This window comes from Aquimarina algiphila, from assembly GCF_007489275.1.
Classification (GTDB): domain Bacteria; phylum Bacteroidota; class Bacteroidia; order Flavobacteriales; family Flavobacteriaceae; genus Aquimarina; species Aquimarina algiphila.
In genome coordinates, this window is the sequence record NZ_VLNR01000020.1 from 43991 (window position 1) to 62100 (window position 18110).

The window sequence follows — 18110 nt, forward strand, 5'->3', positions numbered from 1 at the left end:
TTTTGATTGATTTATTTTAATACTATTTTTTCAGCGTCACCAAAACTATCATAGTTAGATGTGATTACTTTTTCTCCTGCTTCTAATCCTTCGAGTAATTCATAATATCTCGAATTTTGTTTTCCGATTCTAATTGATCTTTTCCAGGCTACTTCTCCAGAAGCATCTACTACAAAAATCCATTGCCCCCCTGTACTCTGAAAAAAGCTTCCTTTGGGCAAAAGAAGGGCATCATTAGATGCTCCTAATTGTAGTTTGATATTATAGCTCTGTCCTGTTCGTATCGTCTCAGGTTTTTGATCTGCAAAAACAAGATCAACTTTAAATTTTCCATTACGTACCTCTGGGTATACTTTTCTAAGACGTAGTTGATATTCTTTACCATTTCGATCCAAAACAGCCGTCAGGTCTCTTTTTACTCTATCAATATAATGCTCATCAATATCAGCTTCTATTTTGTAGTCTGTTAATACATTTATTTGCCCAATTCGTTCTCCTTGTCTGATATTTTGTCCAATTTCTGCATCTAAAAATCCTAATTGTCCATCAGCGGGAGCTCTTACATTTAAATGATCGATTCGTTCATACACCATCGATAGTGTTTTTTTCATACGTGCCAAGTCACCATCTAATTCGCTAAGTGATGTATTGCGTAACACCTTATCTTGTTCTGTTTGGATTTTGATAATATCATATTGTTTCTGCGAAAGTTCATAATTCTCTTTTGATGTTAGATACTCTTCTCTAGAAATCAACTCATCCTCAAACAACGCTTTATTTTGTTCGTAGTTTCTTTTTAGTTTCTGTAATTCATATTGCGAATTCACCAGGTCTTTACGACCTTCTACTTGTCTCGAGTCAAATGTAAGTTTGGTAGATCGCAAATCATTTTGTTTTAGAGCAAGATTGTTTTCACTAGCTAATATTTGCTCATAAAGTCCTCTATTCTCTAAAGTTAATATGATATCTCCTTTTTTGACCATCGCACCTTCTTCGATCATTTTTTCTGTTACTCGTCCCCCTTCATAAGCATCCATATAAATTGTACTTATTGGTGCTACCGATCCATTAATTGTAATATAATCATCAAATTTTCCGAAAGAAACTTCGGTAATCGATAACTTTTCTTTTTCTGTTCTAAAAGTTGCTGCTGAGTTACCAAATACCATTTTCCATCCTACAAAAAATAGAATTACACCAATAACAATATATCCATAATGTTTAGGTCTTAATCCTTTTTTCTTTTCAATCTTTATATCCATTTTATTGTGTTCTATTTATGTTAAATACAGGTAATCCTTTATAAAAATCTAAGGTACTTTCATTTACTTTTAAGCGCAATTGTACCTGTAAGTTTTCATTCTGCGAATTTGCCAATACATTTTTGGATTGGTTAAGTTCTATAGCGCTAATTAATCCTTTTTCATATCGTTTTTGTGCAATGTCAAAGGCTAATATTTGTGCTTTCATTCTTTGTGAACTCTGCTGATATTCTGTTTCTAAGGCAGTACCCTCCTGAACAAGTTGCTGAATAAGTTGATATAGCTCCTGTTTCTGAATTTCAAAAGTATTTTCTGCACGCATTACAGCTACTTTTTGTTGTTTTACACGTGAACGATTAGACCAACCATTACTAATAGGTATCGTAATCGAGACACCAAAAAACTGCGCTGCATTATCTTTTATTTGAGTATTGAAAGGAATAACCTCTCCTGTATCGTCATTTATACCATTATCAACATATCTGGATCCATACCCCGCAAACAACGATAAAGAAGGATACAGATTTCCTCTTTCGACAGCCAACTGTCTTTTGGCTGCTTTTGCTCTTAGCTCCTGTGCTTTTATTATAGGAATAAAGCTCTCTGCTTTGGCAAAAATAGAATCCTTATCTTTTTGGAGATCAACCTCATTTTCATTGGTTTCTATAGTAGAGGACAAAATAGAAATGTCTGTAGTACCTTTTAGATTCATTTCCTGAATCAAGGACAGTTTTGCTGCTATAATATTATTCTCGTTTTGAGTTACTAATAATTGATCTGCTAATAGTGCTGATTCTGCTTCATAGACATCAGCTTTTGCTTTTTGTCCTATCTCAACTTGTTTTTTTACTAAGTCATAATTATTTTGTGAGACTTTTTCTTGTTCCTTAGAAATGGTTAACAAACCTTCCATAAACTGGATATCATAAAAAGCAGACATGACTCTAAATGCTAACAAGTATTTTTGTTGAAGAGTCTCTTCATTAGTCGCACTATATAAAAGCTTTGTAGCCTTTATCGTATTTACTTTTTGAAACCCTCGAAACAAATCAATTTGAGCATTTAATTGATATGCGTTTGAAACAAATTCGTTATTCTCAAAAATGTTAGTGTTAGGGTTTGGAGATCGACCAAAGTTTTTAATGTAATCTGCACTCGCATTAATACTCGGCAACAAATTTCTTATCGACTGTCTATACGTTTCTTTATTCGCATCCTGATTGTATTTAAAATCGTTAAGCTGTAAATTATGCTCTATTGCATACTTTACACAATCATCTAATGACCATAATTCTTGCGAATACATCGTATTTGATATTAAAATCAAGAGAAAATATAAGATTTTGTTTCTATAATTTATCATGTATAAACACTTAAATAACTTTTTGATGCCAATCCTATATTCTAATCTCATGCCAAAAACACAAAAAGCTATAAATCAAATGATTATGAATAAAAATACAATATTACTATTTTTAAAATGTAAAATTATTATACAAATAGTGTCTAATAATTTTACACCTTTGTCCAAGTCCTATTTCAAATTTGTAGTTTTACTTCGTTAAGTTAAATATGCTAACTATGCAGGATGCAAAAATTTTAATCATTGATGACAACAAGAGTCTTCTAAGTGCTTTAGAAATTCTTTTGCAATTTGAATACAAACACATCGAGACGATTTCTAACCCAAATCAAATTCCTTCTTTACCTAATTTAAGTGATTTTGATATCGCTTTGTTAGATATGAATTTTTCTGCAGGAGTTAACACTGGCAATGAAGGATTATTTTGGCTTAAAGAGATTAAAAAAAAAGCTCCTCTCACTTCGGTAATTATGATGACCGCATATGGAGCAATTGATTTGGCAGTAAGAGCATTAAAAGAAGGGGCTACCGATTTTATATTAAAACCCTGGAATAATGAGAAGTTACTTGCTACTATAAAATCAGCATATTTACTGCGTAAATCTCTTAAAGAAGTACAAGAATTAAAACAAAAAGAAAGCCATTTAAAACAGGTTATTAATCAAGATGGCAACTATATTATAGGAAATTCCAAAGCGCTAACATCTGTATTAAATCTCGTTCGTAAAGTGGCTAAAACAGATGTAAATGTCCTTATTACCGGAGAAAATGGAACTGGTAAAGAATTGATCGCACGCGAATTGCATAGGATGTCCTCTCGCAAAAATGAGGTTTTCATCGGTGTTGATATGGGGTCTATATCAGAGACATTATTTGAAAGCGAACTTTTTGGTCATACCAAAGGTGCCTTTACAGACGCCAAAGAAGATCGAGCCGGAAAGTTTGAGGCTGCAGATAATGGATCTTTATTTCTTGATGAAATAGGAAACTTATCTTTACAAACTCAGGCAAAACTACTATCTGCAATACAAAATAGAACTATTGTAAGAGTAGGATCAAATAAGTCTATTCCTGTAAATATACGTTTGGTTTGTGCTACCAATTGCAATCTTAATCAGATGGTCGAAGAAGGAATTTTTAGAGAAGATTTATTATACCGAATCAACACTATCCATATAGAAGTACCTCCATTAAGAGAGCGAGATAAAGATATTCTCGTATTAGCAGATTTTTATTTAAAAAAATACGCGACAAAATATGGCAAACCATCCCTTAGGATAAATACTTCTGCCGAAGAAAAATTATTAGGTTATCGTTGGCCGGGAAACGTACGTGAATTACAACATACTATTGAAAGAGCTGTCATCCTATGTGAAGGAAATGTCTTGAAACCTACTGATTTCTTATTGAGTACTACTATTGGAATTTCTTTGGACAAGGGTCCAGAAACACTTGATGAAATGGAGCAATTAATGATTGCAAAAGCACTTGATAAGCATAACGGAAATTATAGCGCTGCAGCCAGTGAGTTAGGCATCTCAAGACAGACACTATATAACAAAATTAAAAAATCAGAGAAGTAATGGTAAGTCGCAGGTTTTATCTACAACTAGTTTCAAGGATAGTGGCTATTTCTTTTACCGGATTAATATTAGCTTTTATTTTCTTACAGGAATTGTATGTACTATCTGCTCTTATTATTCTTTTTCTCGTTTTACAAACCATATTCTTAATCAAAAACCTAAATCATAACAATCGTAAAATTGCCTATTTTTTTAATTCTATTAAAAATGAAGATTTCACTCTACGATTCCCAGAAAATGGTGCTCCAAAATCATTTAATGAATTAAATAAAAGCTTAAATACTCTTAATGAAGTAATACAAAAAATATATCTAAAAAATCAAACACAAGAACAATACTATCAGGAAATATTAAAACACGCAGAAACTGGTATTTTAACATGTAATGATAATGGGCATATTCTTTTTAGTAACCCTAAGGTCGAAAAATTGCTTAATTATACTCCTTTAAATCATGTAAAACAACTAGAGCAGGTTGACAAAAAATTATATGAACTCTTTAGTACTATTGAACCATTTGAACGTAAACTTTTTCAGCTTACCAATGAACGTGAAACTATAGAACTTGCTATTAAATCTTCTAAAATCATTTTAAACGGAAAGGTTCTAAAATTAATTACCATTCAGGATATTCATAGCGAACTTGATAAAAAGGAAACAGATTCATGGATAAAACTTATTCGAGTATTGACTCACGAGATTATGAATTCTGTGACCCCTATTACTTCTATCTCAGAATCAATTTTACGGTATTATAAAGATGAAAATGGGATAATCCCTGCCATTCAGGTAGATGAAAATAAGATACAAAATACTGCCAAAGGACTTGAAGTAATTAAAAATCAAGGAAATGATTTAATGAGTTTTGTACAATCATATCGTAGCTTTTTAAATGTACCGATTCCTGATAAAAAGATAATCAAGGTTGATGAGTTATTAGAAAAAGTAAGCGTCTTAATTAGTCAGGAAATCGGTTTTGATACTATTTCTTTTAGTATATATAAAAACGCTGATGATCTTGAGATTTATGCTGATGAAAAACAAATCACTCAAATACTTGTAAATCTTTCTAAAAACGCTATTCAATCATTAGCTGGGACAAATGAAGCTACCCTACAATTCATTTTAGGCATCACTTCTGATAGAGAAAAATATATCACTGTTAAGGATAATGGCCCTGGGATTCCTCAAGATATTATGGATCAAATATTTGTTCCTTTCTTCACTACAAAACAAGATGGTACGGGTATCGGTCTTAGTCTTTCTAAACAAATTATGCATTTACATGGAGGAAATCTAATCGCTCGTTCTATTCCAAATAGCGAGACTTCATTTACCTTGTTTTTTAAATAAAAAATACGATCATTTTACCTTATCCAATCGTAGTGTTTTAATCAAAGCATCAAAATAAAGGTCTTCCTGCTCAGGGACAATAATAACTTTATACGCTGTATTTTTTATGACATAATGTGATGAAGTTTCTGGATCTAATGTATGAGAATGAAGGTTAACAATTTTCTGGATAAAATCATTGATCAAAAGTACTTCATCATAACTTACTTCTCGTCGAAATGTAGGCTTATCACTTTTATACACTAAATAATCATTTCTAAAACTTAATGACTCTTGTCTACCATCTAAACGATTAAATTGAAAAGTAAAATCTTTTGAGGCAAATATAGTATTGATATGTTCTACAGTAGGTTCTACGCTACGTGCACAGCCTATTGTGCATATCAAAAATAGAAGTGGTATAATTCTCGGCATTCCTAATCTTTTTTTAGTTAGTCGAAAGATTACTATTAAATACACATAAAAATACCGTAATTAGACATCATTTTGTCTAAATACGGTATATAATATTATGATTTATCGTTAAAAACGACCAGGCACTTGTATTATTTTGAAGCTAATCGTTTTACAGATCCTTCAAAATCGATATCTTCCAGATTACTAATTAGTAATCCAATCCCTCCAGATTTTGAAGAAATTATATATTCTGTTTGAAATTTTCTGTCTTTTTTATACGCTTTTAAATATTTTAATTTTACAACTTTAGAAGTTGGCGTAAAGAAAAATCGACCATGAATTCTTTTGTATTTCACTTCTTGAATATTGGCTTCATCTTGTAATTGATCACTAAGCGATTGCACGACTCTAGCGGCTCTATGCTCATCAAATTGATAGAAGTCACAAGTATAAATAAATACGTAATTCTCTACATTTGTATCGTCAATAAAAAGTTCAAAATCTACTTTTTTATCTTCTACTTTTTTTAATTCCTGTAAAGCAACCGTTTTAAATTTAGGTTTGTCTTTTAAAGAATCTAATCTTGTTCTAAATTCTTCTGGTGTAGCTTTTACATAATCGCTTGTAAGAACAATCGTATTATTCTTAAATTCGATCTTATTTTTTGAAAATTTAGAGAACCCCTCCTTTTTTTCAGGAATTAGTTCACACCCTACTAAAAGTAGTGCGGTAATCGTCAATAGTAGAAATTTTTTCATAAGGCATTTGTGTTAAATTGTCTAACATGTATCTTAAGGGCATAAGTAATTGTCTTGCAAGATAATAAAAAAAAATCAATTTATGACCATTCAACCGGATTTTTGAGCACTTTAACCAATTTTTCCTCTTCACTTTCCGGTTTCGGCACATGATCATATCGCCATTGTACATGTGATGGAAGACTCATCAAAATACTCTCTATCCTCCCATTAGTCCTAAGTCCGAACAATGTTCCTTTATCATGAACCAGGTTAAATTCTACATATCTACCACGTCTGATTTCTTGCCAGTCTCTTTGTTCTGGAGTGTAAGATATTTCTTTTCTTTTTTCGACAATTGGTATATATGCGTCTAAAAAACTGTTACCTACCTCAGTTACAAAATCATACCAGTTTTCTATTGACATTTCATCATTTGCTTTACAATAGTCAAAAAATAACCCACCTATACCTCTTCCTTCTTCTCGATGTGCATTATAAAAATACTCATCACATTTCTTTTTATAAGTAGCATAAAAATCTGGGTTATGCAGATCACAAGATCTTTTGCAAACTTGATGAAAATGCTTAGCATCTTCTTCAAATAGATAATATGGTGTTAGATCCTGGCCTCCTCCAAACCAACTATCCACTATAGCCCCTGTTTTATCATACATTTCAAAGTATCTCCAATTAGCATGTACTGTAGGCACCATAGGGTTCTTAGGATGTAAGACTAGTGAGAGGCCACAGGCAAAAAAGTCTACATCACCTACATTAAAATAACTTTGCATGGCCTTTGGCAAAGCACCGTGTACACCAGAGATATTAACTCCTCCTTTTTCGAATACATTTCCATTTTCTATGACACGTGTTCTACCTCCTCCTCCTTCTGGCCTTTCCCAAAGATCTTCCTTAAATTTAACTTTACCATCAATGTGTTCTAACTTAGAGGTAATGGTATCCTGAAGTTCTTGTATATATTGATAAAATTTTTCTTTCATTCGTAAAATTAGTTTTATACTATTCTCACTACTGTGAAAATCTATTCTTTAATTTCTTTAGGTTTTTCTGAGGTATTATCTTTTATTGCTATCAGTTTCTTTTCTTCTAAAATCTTAACAGTTTCTGTGGAGGCTGCTACTACAGAAATAGGTAAGGTGATGATAAATCCTAATATTGGTATAAAGAGCATCAATACAAATACGATTCCGTTACCGATAGCTACTCCTCTGTTTTTTCTTACAAACTGAATGCTTTCTTTGTAGTTAAAATGGCGCTCCATAGTATAATCCATATTACCAAACCCTACATAATAGGCTTGTATTAGAAAGATCAATATGGTAAATACAATTCCTATCACAGGTATAAAACTTAGAATAACCAGTGGAATCATAAACAATAATTCTTTGGATAAGTTTCGTAGGTTAATCCGAATACCCCTTAATAGTTGTTGTCTAAAAGAAGTCTCACGATGTACATGTTCTGTTTGGCCTAAAAGGTGGTTTTCTACCTTTTCTGAAACAGGACTCATAAATGGGGCAGATAATGCCATTACTATATGCTTGTATAATATCAACCCTAAAACTAATATCAAAAAGCCTCCTAAGTATGTGCTAATGGTTGCAAAAGTCTCTGCTCCCCATTCCCATACCCAAATTTGTGATATGAACGCACCAAGATTATCTGAAAAGAAGTATGCCAGTGCTACAAAAGATAATCCTGTAACAACACTAATTAAGATAGGAATTGCAAAATATTTCCATAACCCAAGTTGTGAAATGAGTTTAAATGTTCCAAAATAAGCTTTGATTCCGTTGAAAATGTTCTTGAACATAAATAACTATTTTTGATACTGAAATAAATTTAGTACAGGTTGATCATTTACTTTTATAAGTACACTTTTAGTAAATTTTGTTTCAATATTCACTAAATGCTTTATTAATCTTCCGAAAGATAAACCAAATCCTTTTTATGATCTAGTATACTATCTATCTCAATTATTTTTTTAGCATTTTTTGTGTTTTCTTTTAAAACGGCTATCATTTCTTCTTCAGAATTATCAATCATAGCATAGAAAATAGCTCTTCCAATTTCATTATTATGTAAATCCATTGCAGTTTCTAACGGATCATTAGGCGCCAGTTTTTCGTGTAGATCAGTTATTTTTTTGGCCCAGATTATAGATTTTTCTCTGCTTTTTGTAACCCTGAACGTTCTCTGACATATCAACAGGTTCCATAGCCCATGTCGAAAAGCGTTTGCTTTTCCGTTTTTATGATGCTTTTTTTGATATAGTAAATCACAAACCTTTATGGTTTGCCTAGTCGCTTTTAATGTTGGATAAATCAATAAAGGTTGTAAAATTAATATGCGTGCAAGTCTAAAAATTTGACGAATACTTAATCCTCTTATTACATTCCAGACATTCATACCTACATCCCATACTCCTTTACAGCATCTACAAATGCTTGTGCGTTTTCTACAGGTATATTAGGTAAAATTCCGTGCCCCAAATTAGCTATATATTTATCTTTACCAAAGGCATCAATCATCTGTTTCACCATCTTTTTGATATCGGCTGGTGGAGATAATAATCTAGAAGGATCAAAATTACCCTGTAATGTGATATTACCACCTGTAAGATATCGTGCATTACGGGCAGAACAGGTCCAGTCTACTCCCAATGCCGAGGCTCCAGAGTTTGCCATTTCCTGTAAAGCAAACCAGCATCCTTTTCCAAAAACAATAACTTCGGTTTCATCTTTTAATCCATCTACAATTTGTTGAATATATTTCCAGGAGAACTCCTGATAATCTACAGGAGATAACATCCCTCCCCAACTATCAAATATTTGCACTGCATTTACTCCAGCAGCCACTTTTGCTTTTAGATATGCTATTGTTGTATCTGTAATCTTTTGTAATAATTGATGCGCTGCCTTTGGTTGTGCAAAACAAAGTTCTTTGGCTTTATCAAAATTCTTAGACCCTTGACCTTGCACTGCATAACATAAGATTGTCCATGGTGAACCCGCAAAACCGATTAAAGGAACACGATTGTCAAGTTGCTCTTTAGTAAGTTTAATAGCGTCCATAACATATCCCAGTTCTTCATACACATCAGGGACAACAACTTGCTCTACATCTTTTAAAGATCGAATAGGATTTGGCAACCAAGGTCCAATACCGTCTTTCATCTCAACTTCAATATTCATAGCTTGAGGAATCACCAAAATATCACTAAACAAAATAGCTGCATCAGGACCAATAATATCAATAGGTTGTACTGTTATTTCAGAAGCCAGTTCTGGAGTTCTACAACGAGTAAAAAAATCATATTTTGCTTTTAAAGCTCTAAACTCTGGTAGGTATCTCCCTGCCTGACGCATCATCCATACTGGTGGTCGTTCTACCGTTTCTCCTTTTAATGCTCTTAGAAATAGATCGTTTTTTAGCTGTGTCATCTTATATATGTTATCCTAAATTAATAGGCTATTTTGTTTTTATATTTTTAAATAGATTCTGGCTGGAGTCTATACTGAGCGTAGACGAAGTGCCAGAAGAATAATTCATTTATTATTAAAATATTTTACAGCTTGAACTATCACATTCTCTACTGTAGGTTTATTTGCTATAATAATATCATTTGTATATTTTTTAGCTTCTGAAGCAGTTGTACTTCCTATACAAAAGGAAATACTCTCTCCAATACTGTTTTCTGAAACGTAACTTTGAATTCCAGAAGGGCTAAAAAATAGAATCCCATCAAATGAACGGTTAAATTTAATAGCTGTTTGATGTGTCTTATATACTATCTGTTCATCCAGATGTACATTATTTTGGTTCAAATATTCTGGTAACTCATCTCTTCTCAAATTTCCACAGAAAAACAAAAAAGATTCACTTTTATACTTTTTTACAATGATTTCGGCTAATTCTATTGCATTTTGAGCAGTTTCTACCACATTTTGTCCATTTCCTTCTAAAAGCTTTTTGGTCGTTGCACCGACACAAAAACAATTCTGAATATTGATTTTAGCATTTTGAATTGCTTTTACTGCATTTTTGCTCGTAAAAATTGCATTTTGAATTTGCTGTTTGATTTCAACATTCAAAAGTTCGATCTGTATAGGGTCATATTCTACAAAACGAACTCCTGCATTAAGTAATAACTCTTTTTGAGGTGTGGTTAGTTTTTTTGCAGATAATATGGTTGCTGAGATATTCAATCTATTTCATTTCTGCTTTTATCTCCTTCATTAATTCTCTTCCTCCATTATTCAATATTTCCTGCGCACACTTTTTACCAAAGTCTTGTTTATCACCAATATCAACCTGCTTGATCACTTCAATTTTGCGACTTCCATCAAGGCTAAACAAAGCTCCCGTAAAATCAATTGTTTCTTTCTTCATTACTGCCAATGCTCCAATGGGCGCTGTACATCCTCCTTCTAATTCTCTTAGAAACTCGCGCTCTATATGTACACAAATTTCAGAAGTACTATGATTCAATTTTGATAATGCTTCTCTACAATATGTATCTTCTTCTTTTGCAACTGCTAGCATCGCTCCTTGTGCTGGTGCCGGAATCATCCAATTTAAATCGATAAAATGTTCCGGTTTTAGATTAATGCGTTCTAACCCGGCAGCTGCAAATATAGCTCCGTTCCAATCACTATCGGTGAGCTTTTGCATCCTTGTATTTACATTTCCTCTTAAATCAACAACGGTATGTTTATTATATTTATGAAGCCATTGTGCTTTACGTCTAAGACTACCTGTGGCAATGACACCATCTTTTTGTAGAAAATCTAACCCTTTATGTACGAGAATATCATTTACATTTGCTCGTTCCAAAACAGCACCTTCGACAATTCCTTTGGGCAACGCTGTCGGAACATCCTTCATAGAATGTACTGCAATATCAACATCACCATTTAACATGGCTACATCCAACGTCTTTGTAAAAATTCCTGTAATTCCTAATTCGTAAAGTGGTTTATCCAAAACGATATCACCCATCGATTTTACTGCAACAATTTTGGTTTCATACCCTAAATCTTCAAGATATTTTTGTACTGTGTTAGCTTGCCAAAGTGCTAATTCACTATCCCTTGTACCTATACGAATTGTTTTAGCCAAGACTATTTATTTTGATGTAGTTGGAAAACTTTTTGAATCAGTTCTATGCTCTCATCTGCCGAAGTATGTTCGTTCTTGAGATGATTTGCAAAATGATTGGTGATTTTTTGAATAATTCGATTACTCACTATATCTGCATGTTCCTCATCAAAATCTGAATATTTCTTTCGCTGCAAATTAATCTCTGCTTCTTTTAATGTAATCAGTTTATTCTTTAGTGCTTTGATGGTAGGAGCAAATTTTCTAGTCTCTAACCAGCCATCAAATTCTGCTTTTATTTCCTCGATAATGCTTTCTGCTTGAGGGATGTGTTCTTTTCTTCTACGTAATGTCCTATCTGTCATTTTTGATAAATCATCCAGATGTACTAATGTTACATTTGGTAATTCTGTTACATCAAGAGCTACATTGCGAGGGATTGATAAGTCAAGAATTAATAATGGCTTATCAGAATGAATTAACTGTTTAGATATTGTAGGCTTTTGAGCTCCTGTTGCTACAATAAGAACGTCAGAATTCTTAATTTCTGACTGAATATTAGCATATTCTTTTACCAAAAGATTAAACTTACCTGCTATTTTCTCCGCTTTATCTTTGGTTCTGTTAATAAGAACGATATGCTCATTTTTGGTATGTTTAACCAAGTTTTCGCAAGTGTTTCTCCCTATTTTACCCGTGCCAAAAAGCAATAAATTCTTATCAGATACATGAGGAACTCTAGCAAGAATATATTGTACTGCTGCAAAACTCACTGAGGTTGCACCACTAGAAATTTCAGTTTCATTTTTAATACGTTTACTAGCCTGAATAACCGCATTGACCAAACGCTCCATGAAAGGATTCACCATATTCTCCTTTTTGGATTGTTTAAAACCATTTTTTATTTGACTAATAATTTCAAAGTCACCAAGAATCTGGCTATCCAAGCCAGTTCCTACTTTAAAAAGGTGTGAAACGGCGGCAGTATTTTTATGAACATATGCTACTTTCTCAAATTCTTCGACAGTACCATGTGTATGTTCACAAAGTAATTTAATTAACTGAAAAGGATGTTCTGCAAAACCATATAATTCTGTCCTATTGCAGGTAGAAATTACAACTAAAGAAGGAATTCCTTCATTTTTGGCTTGTCTAAGAATATTGTTTTTAGCCTCATCATTGATACTAAAGTTACCCCTAACTTCGGCATCAGCTTTTTTATAACTGAGGCCAATTGCATAAAAATATTTTCCTATAGCTCGCATTTGGGGCTCCATGTAAATCCTATTCCTTAATTTATTGAGAACAAAACTAATTTACAAATGCATTATAAAGTAACGCTAGAAGAACAATAAGTAACGGAAAATGGTATTTTTGACATTTTTTATATCAAAAACTCCCGAAAACCCTTATTTTTGTTATGATTAGGTAAAACTCATAGCGATAGTTTAGATTAATTCTAAATTAAAAAAATTAGTAATTATGGAAATTGAATTGAAAAATAACGCTCCAGGGATTTTGGAAGAAACTCAGATTGAAGATGGTTTTCATATTCTAAAATTTCAGAACGAAACCAATGATGATCAGTGTGTTATAAGAGAAATCAACAGTAGTTATATTCAATTTCATTTCTGTGTAAAAGGGGCTGTAAAATTTAATTTTAACAATGGTAGTTATGCCATCAGTTTAACTGAAGAGAATTCACTTTTACTTTACAATCCTCAACGCGATTTACCAATGAATCTCGAAATGGAAAATGATTCCTGGTTAATTACAGTTCTTATTTCTATAAAAAAGTTTCACTCTTTATTTTCCAGAGAAGCAGACTATATTCCGTTTCTTGGAGAAGGTAATCGCGATAAAAAATATTATACCGATGCAATAATTTCTCCTGCGATGGCTGTAGTTTTAAATCAAATCATGAATTATAGCCTACATAAATCTATTAAACTATTATATTTTAAAGGAAAAGCTTACGAATTACTAAGTCTTTACTTTAACAGGCCAGAAAATGCAGATATAGAACAGTGTCCTTTCTTAGTAGATGAAGAAAATGTATTAAAGATTCGAAAAGCCAAAGAGATCATTATCGCTCGTATGGCAGAACCCCCTACATTACAAGAATTATCCAACGAAATTGGACTTTCATTAAAAAAACTTAAAGATGGTTTCAAACAAATCTATGGCGAACCAGTATATACATTCTTATTTGACTACAAAATGGAAGTCGCCAGACAACTATTAGCTTCAGGAAGTCATAATGTAAATGAAGTTGGACTAAAAGTAGGCTACAGTACGGCAAGTCATTTCATTGCCGCGTTTAAGAAGAAATTCGGCACTACTCCAAAAAAATATGTAATGAGCCTAAACTAATATTTTCATTACTAATTAGATATTACTCTTTAGGAATCCCAACACCTTTTTGTAAGGATACTATAGAATCATACATCCCCTGATCATCATCAGAGGCATCAGCCAAAACCGATACAAAATCAAATTGTTCTAGAAGTTCCAAAACAAAAGATAATTTCTCTTTTTCGACATCCACAATTATTCGTTTCATGTGTTTTTTTTATTTTGTTTGTTAACCATCACATGGAAACTTTAACAATTAAAATAAACATTTAGTACACAACACTAGATATTATTTTAATTGAGTCGGTTTCATCTTTGCTTTTTAATCATTTAAAAATACTAAAAATAAAATTACTCGACTTTCAGTTTGTTACAATTTAACGTAATTATAAATTCTTCATACGTATCTTTACATTAATCTATTAAATTTCAAAGCTCTATATGCCTTCTTCTCCTAATTTAAAAGAAATCCTACAAGAGTTTTATACGGATAACAATTTTGGTGAAGATGGTAATGCCTACAATAAAATTGCATGGTTCGACTTCAAAGTGATAAAAATACCTCTTCCAAATCCAAAAGGAAGACAAGAAATACTCTATATACATGATCTTCATCATTTACTACATAATAAATCTACAAAATGGAGTGACGAAGTGTTTATAACTGGATGGGAAATCTCTACTGGATTAGGAACTCATTATATGGCTTGGGTATTTTCTTTTACAGCTTTTTTTATTGGAGTATTCACGTATCCAAAACAATTATTCCTTGGATTTAGTAAAGGTGCTAGTACAAAAGGAATTATTAGCCTCAACCTCAGCAAAAAAGATCTTCTTTCTTTATCTCTGGAAGAACTAAAATCTAAAACCCTAATTGACATTCATCATAATACAAAACCTTCTTTTTCATTAGTACTTAGGTTCTCTATATTTGTATTGATAAGTCTTATCATCTTTTTATTACCAATCCTCCTAATAGTTCGTATTTTTGTTTTCTGAAAAAGAAATACTATGAGTAAAGGAGTTCTCCTCGTTAATCTTGGGTCACCAGACAGTACTGACCCAAAAGATGTGAAAAAATACCTTGGTGAGTTTTTAATGGACCCCAGAGTAATTGATGTTCCTCTTTGGGCACGAACCTTACTGGTAAAAGGAATAATTCTAAATACCAGACCAAAAAAATCTGCCGCAGCATATAAAAAAATATGGTGGAAAGAAGGTTCTCCTCTTATCGTATTATCTGAAAGATTGCAAAAAAAAGTCGCCGATCGCACGTCTGTCCCGATAGGTTTGGCTATGCGTTATGGAGCAATGAGTATCAAAAAAGGATTGCAAGAATTGCATGATAAAGGTGTTAATGAAGTTATGATAGTACCTTTATACCCTCAGTTTGCAATGGCTACCACTGAGACTATTCTGGTACTGGCAGAAGAGTTACGGGCAGAGCATTTCCCCAATATGAAAATTACGGATGTTCCTGCTTTTTATAACAAACCTGAGTATATCGAAGTCCTTTCTGGCAGCATTAAAGAACATCTAGAAGGTATTGAATATGAACATCTTTTATTTAGCTATCACGGAGTACCCGAAAGGCATATAAGAAAGAGTGATATTAGTAATGGGAACTGTAAAATGGATGGAAAATGTTGCTTTAAAAAAGGATCAAAGCAACACGAGTTCTGTTATCGTCATCAATGTGAGATGACAACGGTGCAAGTAGCTAAAAAACTAGGACTTAAAAACGGAACTTATTCTACTTCATTTCAATCTCGTTTAGGTTTTGATCCATGGTTAAAACCTTATACCGATCGTACCATCGAACGAATGGGAAAAGAAGGTATTAAAAAAATGGCTATTGTAACTCCTGCTTTTGTTTCAGACTGCTTAGAAACATTAGAAGAAATTGCGATGGAAGGAGAAGAAATATTTCACGAAGTTGGAGGTAAAGAATTTACTACTATTCCTTGTCTTAATGATCGGGATGATTGGGCAGAAGTTGTAGCTAACTGGATTAATGAGTGGGTTTCAGTAAAAACCCAACTTGTATAATGGCAAAAGTCTCCTCTGAAGCCCTAGGAAATGAACCTATTGGAAAATTGCTTATCAAACAAGCTGTTCCTGCTTCTATTGGAATATTAGTAATGTCTCTTAATATTCTTATCGATTCTATTTTTGTAGGGAATTGGATAGGCTCTATTGCATTTGCTTCTATCAATGTTGTACTCCCTGTATCTTTTTTTATCGGAGCAATAGGTATGTCTATTGGCGTAGGAGGTTCTAGTATTATTTCACGTGCTTTAGGAGCAGACACTAAAGAAAAAGCTTTAAGAACCTTCGGAAATCAGATTTCTCTGGGATTTCTATTTATGGTTTCCCTAGTAGTTCTGGGACTCATCTTTGTTGACGACATTATTCCAAGATTTGGAGGGAAAGGTGATATTTTTGAACCTGCAAAGATTTATTATACCATTCTTTTATATGGAGTTCCTATTCTTGGATTTGCAATGATGGGTAATACTGTGATCAGAGCAGAAGGCAAACCAAAATTTGCGATGACTGCAATGATTATCCCCACGATCAGTAATTTACTTCTAGATTATATTCTTATTAAAGTATTAGATATGGGAATGCATGGAGCAGCTTGGGCAACCACAGGTTCGTACTTAGCATGTTTCTTATACATTTTTTGGTTTTTTTCTTCAAAAAACTCCGAGCTTAAGATTAGTTTTCGTCACCTTAGGTTACAAAAGGATATTGTTTCTGAAATTGCCAAACTAGGAGGAGTAACGCTCTCTAGACAAGCTGTAGTAAGTGTCACCTATTTATTGATGAATAATATCCTTTTTGATATAGGACAAGAAGGTTTAGTAGCCGTATATGCTATCATTGGGAGAATGCTTATGTTTGCTTTATTCCCTGTTTTTGGAGTTACCCAAGGGTTTTTACCTATCGCAGGGTATAATTATGGTGCTCAACAATACCAGCGTGTACGTGAAACTATAAATACTGCAATTACTTATGCAGCAATTGTAGCAACATTAGTTTTTATTGGGTTAATGATCTTTCCATCAGAAATTACTTCTTTATTTTTGAGTAACGATCCTAATTTAGCCCCTAAAGAACTTGCATTAAATCGGTTTGTTTTATCTCATACTTCAACGCCTATGCGGTGGGTTTTTGCAGCTACCCCAATTATAGCCCTTCAGCTTATCGGTGCTGCTTATTTTCAGGCAGCGGGAAAAGCAATTCCGGCTTTACTACTTACACTATCCAGGCAAGGATTCTTTTTTGTCCCTTTGATTCTTATACTTCCAAAATTTTATGGGGAGTTCGGAGTTTGGATCTCCTTCCCCATTGCAGATATACTATCCACAATTGTTACCGGGTATTTTTTAAACCGAGAAATACGAACAAAGCTTTCAGTTACAAAAACTACCTGATTTCTATCTGCATTTTATTCAACCCTTTGTCAATTAAATAGTCATAAAATTCATTTTGAGCTCCAACTTTGGCATGATGCAACAAAGTAAAACCATGAGGTCCTTTAGCAAAAATCAAATCTGGATACATTTCCAAAATCGGCTTTACCAATTCTATCTTGCCAAGCATTGTTAACACAAAAAGGTTAACCCTGGCTCCTTGAGAGATTAAATATTCTGCAACCTCTTTATTACCTACATGACCAGCTCCTTCAATAGCTTCTTCAAAATCTCCATTTCCCCAATCATAGCGACTATATATTAAATTGGGTTGTTCTGCCAACATTTCTTTTACCTTTTTAATATCCCCGTGACCTGCCGACACAAATTCTTTTACCAATTTAACATCGACTGGATCTGGATTTTGTATAGATTCTGAGTAGATTAAATGTGGAGTTGCAGTTGCCAAAGCAATCCCTCCCAATGAGTTTCTAATAAATGTTTTTCTGTCCATCTGGT

At 33.0% G+C, this 18110-nt stretch carries 19 protein-coding genes; 6 read left to right on the top strand and 13 right to left on the bottom strand.

From position 1 onward, the window contains the following. Positions 1–11 precede the first annotated feature (11 nt). Entirely contained in the window at positions 12–1262 is a 1251-nt protein-coding gene (locus FOF46_RS11265; protein ID WP_109436019.1) for an efflux RND transporter periplasmic adaptor subunit, read from the bottom strand. Position 1263: 1 nt separating this feature from the next. Continuing rightward, the gene (locus FOF46_RS11270) at positions 1264–2568 is read right to left on the bottom strand and encodes a TolC family protein (RefSeq protein ID WP_235010945.1); all 1305 of its coding nucleotides are present in this window, start codon (positions 2566–2568) and stop codon (positions 1264–1266) included. Positions 2569–2843: 275 nt separating this feature from the next. Here FOF46_RS11270 and FOF46_RS11275 point away from each other — a divergent pair, with 275 nt between their 5' ends. Both FOF46_RS11275 and FOF46_RS11280 read left to right on the top strand, forming a co-directional pair. Then, positions 2844–4208: a sigma-54-dependent transcriptional regulator gene (locus FOF46_RS11275; protein ID WP_109436021.1), complete on the top strand. Its 1365-nt coding sequence runs from the start codon at positions 2844–2846 to the stop codon at positions 4206–4208. After that, positions 4208–5560 carry a sensor histidine kinase gene (locus FOF46_RS11280; RefSeq protein WP_143916529.1) on the top strand — a complete coding sequence of 451 codons (1353 nt, stop codon included), beginning with the start codon at positions 4208–4210 and terminating at the stop codon, positions 5558–5560. Before FOF46_RS11275 ends, FOF46_RS11280 begins: the two co-directional genes overlap by 1 nt. A 9-nt stretch (positions 5561–5569) precedes the next feature. Here FOF46_RS11280 and FOF46_RS11285 read toward each other — a convergent pair whose 3' ends face one another. The 9 genes from FOF46_RS11285 to hemA all read right to left on the bottom strand — a co-directional run bounded on the left by FOF46_RS11285 (position 5570) and on the right by hemA (position 13094). Continuing rightward, positions 5570–5974: a hypothetical protein gene (locus FOF46_RS11285; RefSeq protein ID WP_143916530.1), complete on the bottom strand. Its 405-nt coding sequence runs from the start codon at positions 5972–5974 to the stop codon at positions 5570–5572. Between the two features lie 131 nt (positions 5975–6105). After that, complete coding sequence (locus tag FOF46_RS11290; protein WP_109436024.1) at positions 6106–6714, bottom strand: hypothetical protein; 609 nt, start codon at positions 6712–6714, stop codon at positions 6106–6108. 80 nt (positions 6715–6794) lie between these two features. Beyond that, the gene (gene hemF / locus FOF46_RS11295) at positions 6795–7697 is read right to left on the bottom strand and encodes an oxygen-dependent coproporphyrinogen oxidase (RefSeq protein WP_143916531.1); all 903 of its coding nucleotides are present in this window, start codon (positions 7695–7697) and stop codon (positions 6795–6797) included. 41 nt (positions 7698–7738) lie between these two features. Then, positions 7739–8530, bottom strand: a complete 792-nt coding sequence (locus FOF46_RS11300; RefSeq protein ID WP_109436026.1) for an EI24 domain-containing protein — start codon at positions 8528–8530, stop codon at positions 7739–7741. Between the two features lie 104 nt (positions 8531–8634). Continuing rightward, complete coding sequence (locus tag FOF46_RS11305; protein ID WP_109436027.1) at positions 8635–9126, bottom strand: DUF6973 domain-containing protein; 492 nt, start codon at positions 9124–9126, stop codon at positions 8635–8637. A 2-nt stretch (positions 9127–9128) separates the two neighbouring features. Beyond that, the gene (gene hemE, locus FOF46_RS11310; protein WP_143916532.1) at positions 9129–10160 is read right to left on the bottom strand and encodes a uroporphyrinogen decarboxylase; all 1032 of its coding nucleotides are present in this window, start codon (positions 10158–10160) and stop codon (positions 9129–9131) included. Positions 10161–10265: 105 nt separating this feature from the next. Continuing rightward, entirely contained in the window at positions 10266–10925 is a 660-nt protein-coding gene (locus tag FOF46_RS11315; RefSeq protein ID WP_235010946.1) for a uroporphyrinogen-III synthase, read from the bottom strand. A gap of 1 nt (position 10926) precedes the next feature. After that, positions 10927–11838 carry a hydroxymethylbilane synthase gene (hemC, locus tag FOF46_RS11320; RefSeq protein ID WP_109436029.1) on the bottom strand — a complete coding sequence of 304 codons (912 nt, stop codon included), beginning with the start codon at positions 11836–11838 and terminating at the stop codon, positions 10927–10929. A gap of 2 nt (positions 11839–11840) precedes the next feature. Further along, entirely contained in the window at positions 11841–13094 is a 1254-nt protein-coding gene (gene hemA, locus FOF46_RS11325) for a glutamyl-tRNA reductase (protein ID WP_143916533.1), read from the bottom strand. A 205-nt stretch (positions 13095–13299) separates the two neighbouring features. Between hemA and FOF46_RS11330 the strand changes: the two genes are divergently transcribed. After that, on the top strand, positions 13300–14190 hold the full coding sequence (locus FOF46_RS11330; RefSeq protein WP_109436031.1) for an AraC family transcriptional regulator: 891 nt from the start codon (positions 13300–13302) through the stop codon (positions 14188–14190). Between the two features lie 22 nt (positions 14191–14212). On the opposite strand, the gene FOF46_RS31495 is transcribed toward FOF46_RS11330, so the two are convergent. After that, positions 14213–14380: a hypothetical protein gene (locus FOF46_RS31495; protein ID WP_160114135.1), complete on the bottom strand. Its 168-nt coding sequence runs from the start codon at positions 14378–14380 to the stop codon at positions 14213–14215. Between the two features lie 233 nt (positions 14381–14613). Here FOF46_RS31495 and FOF46_RS11335 point away from each other — a divergent pair, with 233 nt between their 5' ends. The 3 genes from FOF46_RS11335 to FOF46_RS11345 are packed head-to-tail and all read left to right on the top strand — an operon-like array spanning position 14614 to position 17612. Continuing rightward, positions 14614–15171, top strand: a complete 558-nt coding sequence (locus FOF46_RS11335; protein WP_109436032.1) for a hypothetical protein — start codon at positions 14614–14616, stop codon at positions 15169–15171. Positions 15172–15183: 12 nt separating this feature from the next. Continuing rightward, positions 15184–16221, top strand: a complete 1038-nt coding sequence (gene hemH, locus FOF46_RS11340) for a ferrochelatase (RefSeq protein ID WP_109436033.1) — start codon at positions 15184–15186, stop codon at positions 16219–16221. After that, on the top strand, positions 16221–17612 hold the full coding sequence (locus FOF46_RS11345; protein ID WP_143916534.1) for an MATE family efflux transporter: 1392 nt from the start codon (positions 16221–16223) through the stop codon (positions 17610–17612). The genes hemH and FOF46_RS11345 overlap by 1 nt, the downstream gene beginning before the upstream one ends. Here the strand turns inward: FOF46_RS11345 and FOF46_RS11350 are convergent. Continuing rightward, positions 17605–18105 carry an ankyrin repeat domain-containing protein gene (locus FOF46_RS11350; protein ID WP_143916535.1) on the bottom strand — a complete coding sequence of 167 codons (501 nt, stop codon included), beginning with the start codon at positions 18103–18105 and terminating at the stop codon, positions 17605–17607. The genes FOF46_RS11345 and FOF46_RS11350 overlap by 8 nt on opposite strands. Between the last annotated feature and the right edge of the window lie 5 nt (positions 18106–18110).

What these genes read in the sequence shown, in the direction of transcription:
- FOF46_RS11345 (WP_143916534.1), top strand. Translation starts at nt 16,221, where the DNA reads ATGGCAAAAGTCTCCTCTGAAGCCCTAGGAAATGAACCTATTGGAAAA.
- hemF (WP_143916531.1), bottom strand. Translation starts at nt 7,697, where the DNA reads ATGAAAGAAAAATTTTATCAATATATACAAGAACTTCAGGATACCATT.
- FOF46_RS31495 (WP_160114135.1), bottom strand. Translation starts at nt 14,380, where the DNA reads ATGAAACGAATAATTGTGGATGTCGAAAAAGAGAAATTATCTTTTGTT.
- hemH (WP_109436033.1), top strand. Translation starts at nt 15,184, where the DNA reads ATGAGTAAAGGAGTTCTCCTCGTTAATCTTGGGTCACCAGACAGTACT.
- FOF46_RS11330 (WP_109436031.1), top strand. Translation starts at nt 13,300, where the DNA reads ATGGAAATTGAATTGAAAAATAACGCTCCAGGGATTTTGGAAGAAACT.
- FOF46_RS11290 (WP_109436024.1), bottom strand. Translation starts at nt 6,714, where the DNA reads ATGAAAAAATTTCTACTATTGACGATTACCGCACTACTTTTAGTAGGG.
- FOF46_RS11300 (WP_109436026.1), bottom strand. Translation starts at nt 8,530, where the DNA reads ATGTTCAAGAACATTTTCAACGGAATCAAAGCTTATTTTGGAACATTT.
- FOF46_RS11285 (WP_143916530.1), bottom strand. Translation starts at nt 5,974, where the DNA reads ATGCCGAGAATTATACCACTTCTATTTTTGATATGCACAATAGGCTGT.
- hemE (WP_143916532.1), bottom strand. Translation starts at nt 10,160, where the DNA reads ATGACACAGCTAAAAAACGATCTATTTCTAAGAGCATTAAAAGGAGAA.
- FOF46_RS11265 (WP_109436019.1), bottom strand. Translation starts at nt 1,262, where the DNA reads ATGGATATAAAGATTGAAAAGAAAAAAGGATTAAGACCTAAACATTAT.
- FOF46_RS11280 (WP_143916529.1), top strand. Translation starts at nt 4,208, where the DNA reads ATGGTAAGTCGCAGGTTTTATCTACAACTAGTTTCAAGGATAGTGGCT.
- FOF46_RS11305 (WP_109436027.1), bottom strand. Translation starts at nt 9,126, where the DNA reads ATGAATGTCTGGAATGTAATAAGAGGATTAAGTATTCGTCAAATTTTT.
- FOF46_RS11350 (WP_143916535.1), bottom strand. Translation starts at nt 18,105, where the DNA reads ATGGACAGAAAAACATTTATTAGAAACTCATTGGGAGGGATTGCTTTG.
- FOF46_RS11275 (WP_109436021.1), top strand. Translation starts at nt 2,844, where the DNA reads ATGCAGGATGCAAAAATTTTAATCATTGATGACAACAAGAGTCTTCTA.
- FOF46_RS11270 (WP_235010945.1), bottom strand. Translation starts at nt 2,568, where the DNA reads ATGTATTCGCAAGAATTATGGTCATTAGATGATTGTGTAAAGTATGCA.
- hemA (WP_143916533.1), bottom strand. Translation starts at nt 13,094, where the DNA reads ATGGAGCCCCAAATGCGAGCTATAGGAAAATATTTTTATGCAATTGGC.
- FOF46_RS11335 (WP_109436032.1), top strand. Translation starts at nt 14,614, where the DNA reads ATGCCTTCTTCTCCTAATTTAAAAGAAATCCTACAAGAGTTTTATACG.